Genomic DNA, 2,352 nt, shown 5'->3' with positions numbered 1-2,352 from the left:
AAGTATATGTTATCTTTACAAAATAATCCACAAAAAGTAGCTAATTTTTTTAAACATCCAAAGGTTAAATATGCAAGTTAAAATTCAGATTATTTATTAGGGGAGTAATAACTCTATATGATAATCAAAATAATGAACTAGCTATAAAAAATGATATATCAAGAGTTTTAGATAATCAAATAGAATATAAATTCAAAATAGAAGATCTAATAAAAGAGTTTAACTTAGAAGATAAAAAAATAGGAAATATTAAAGGTTGGATTTATGAGTGATAATAAAGTTATAAATTGTTGTAGTGAAGTTACTATAAAAATTGAGAATTGTTCATTAACTGCTACAAGATTACACAATGCAGACCCTTTAGCTACACTGACAAATTGTGAAAAACATATAAAAGGTTTTAATCTAGCATTTGAAAAATTTAATATCAAAACTTGTTTAAGAAAAGCACATTTTTTAGCACAAGTCTTACATGAATCTGGACATTTGAGATTAACAAAAGAAGGGGATAATAAAGAAAGAACATATTTAAAAAGTCAAAAGTATTATCCTTATGTAGGAAGAGGATTAATGCAAATAACTTGGGAGGAGAATTATAAAAATTATGGATTAGCAACAGGAGAAGACTTTCTAAGTACACAAAATATGCTAAAACTAGAAACTGCACCACATGCTTCACAAAGTGCAGGTTGGTTTTATGAAAAAAAAGGCTTAAACATAAAAGCAGATAAAAATGATTTTTTAATAATTACTGCAAAAATAAATGGTGGATTTAATGGTTTTGATGATAGATTAAAAATCTTAAAAGCATTGTTTAAAGAGTTTAACTTAAGAGAAAGTACAGATTATAATTTTAAAGACAGTGAAATATACAATGATTTGAGATTTTCTTTTGGTTGGGGTTTATGGCATGATAAACATTCCCATAAATTTCAAAAACATTCAAATATGGATAATAAAGATGAAGCCATAAAAGGATATGAAAGAGTTTTGAAACTATCAGAAAATATAAATTTTCCACGGAAAACAGTTAATGGAAATATTATCAAATATTATGGAATTGAAGATCCAAAAAAATATAGTATAGAAAGATTAGGAGTTTTAAAATGAAAATATTATTTAATATTTTTATGATAAGTGTTTTTTTAAATGGATATACATTAAGAGATGAATTTTTTAAAGACAATATAACATATGTTTATCCTGATGAAAATGAAGTTTATCATTTTGATATAGATAACAATGGCATCATAGATAGTTTTAATCAGGTTCTTTTATATGATGATGATAATAATGTAATAAGATTTGATTTAGAAATGAGAATTAATAATAAAGATTACATAATAAATATAAATACAGTACCTGCTGATTTCAGATTTTTTTCAATGTATAAAGAAGGATATATGACATTATGTAAGGATAATCCATTTATATATAATTGTTTTAATTATAAATTTGATTATAGATTTAATAACTGGTTTGTAATCAGTGAAACTTTGGTATATAAGGCAACTAATGAAAATGATGATGAAGAATATATTGAACATAGATTAAAAATTGGAGAGGAAATACAAATAGGTATAGATGATAAAATGGCAAAAATAGAAGGTAAAAATACACTTTTATCATTAATAAATCATATTAAATATTTGTTTAAAATAAATGATGATTTTAACTTATCAACAATACTAAAATTAATAAAAAGTGTACCTTTGCAAATAGATGATTTATCAACAAAAACTTTAACTCAATACAACGATATAGCATATTATCTACAACAAGCAAATGCAAATGATGAAGCTATTTTTCTTTTAGAAAAAATTATAGAAAAATACCCAAATAGAACAGTTGCATATTTAAATATAGCAGATGCTTATCTTGGAAAAAATGACAAAGAAAAAGCGAAACAAAACTATGAAAAATATATAGAACTAATGAAACAAGATAATAAAGAAGAAAAAATCCCAAAAAGAGTTTTAGAGTTTTTAAATAACTAAAACTCTAAAATAATTTAACACATGTCAGTAAAACCAAAAATATATATACTAAAACATAATCAAACAAACCTAATAGAAAATGATAGAACAGAAGATATAAAAAATGATGAAACAAAAACAATCAATAATGATAAAGTATTAAATGTAAAAGCTAACTATTCTCAAAATGTTGAGAATCTTAGTAGAGAAGAAGAGATAAAACTTTTTGCAACTCCAATAGAACTAGATTTAGGATATGAAGTATTTGGAATGACCCCGAAAAAGTAGACAAGAAATTATTCAGTTAATTAAAATGACAATTTGGAGAGAATTGTTTAAAAAGTAAAGGAATAAAAATGCCACCAAGATATACAGA

Annotated in this window: 3 protein-coding genes; all 3 read left to right on the top strand. The window is 23.7% G+C overall.

What is annotated here, in order from left to right; all coding sequences use genetic code 11:
* The first annotated feature begins 264 nt into the window (after nt 1–264).
* Genes IQC44_RS11340 through IQC44_RS11330 form a run of 3 tightly spaced genes read left to right on the top strand, consistent with a single transcriptional unit; the run spans nt 265 to nt 2,264 of the window.
* Complete coding sequence (locus IQC44_RS11340; protein WP_198306470.1) at nt 265–1,110, top strand: glycoside hydrolase family 19 protein; 846 nt, start codon at nt 265–267, stop codon at nt 1,108–1,110.
* Nucleotides 1,107–1,997, top strand: a complete 891-nt coding sequence (locus IQC44_RS11335) for a tetratricopeptide repeat protein (RefSeq protein WP_198306469.1) — start codon at nt 1,107–1,109, stop codon at nt 1,995–1,997. Before IQC44_RS11340 ends, IQC44_RS11335 begins: the two co-directional genes overlap by 4 nt.
* Nucleotides 1,998–2,018: 21 nt before the next feature.
* On the top strand, nt 2,019–2,264 hold the full coding sequence (locus IQC44_RS11330; protein ID WP_198306468.1) for a bacteriophage T4 gp5 trimerisation domain-containing protein: 246 nt from the start codon (nt 2,019–2,021) through the stop codon (nt 2,262–2,264).
* Nucleotides 2,265–2,352 lie beyond the last annotated feature (88 nt).

The organism is Arcobacter vandammei (assembly GCF_016106035.1).
Lineage (GTDB): Bacteria > Campylobacterota > Campylobacteria > Campylobacterales > Arcobacteraceae > Aliarcobacter > Aliarcobacter vandammei.
This window is presented reverse-complemented; position numbering and strand designations above follow the sequence as displayed.

Coding starts and splice junctions, on each gene's coding strand:
- IQC44_RS11340 (WP_198306470.1), top strand. CDS start 265: ATGAGTGATAATAAAGTTATAAATTGTTGTAGTGAAGTTACTATAAAA.
- IQC44_RS11335 (WP_198306469.1), top strand. CDS start 1,107: ATGAAAATATTATTTAATATTTTTATGATAAGTGTTTTTTTAAATGGA.
- IQC44_RS11330 (WP_198306468.1), top strand. CDS start 2,019: ATGTCAGTAAAACCAAAAATATATATACTAAAACATAATCAAACAAAC.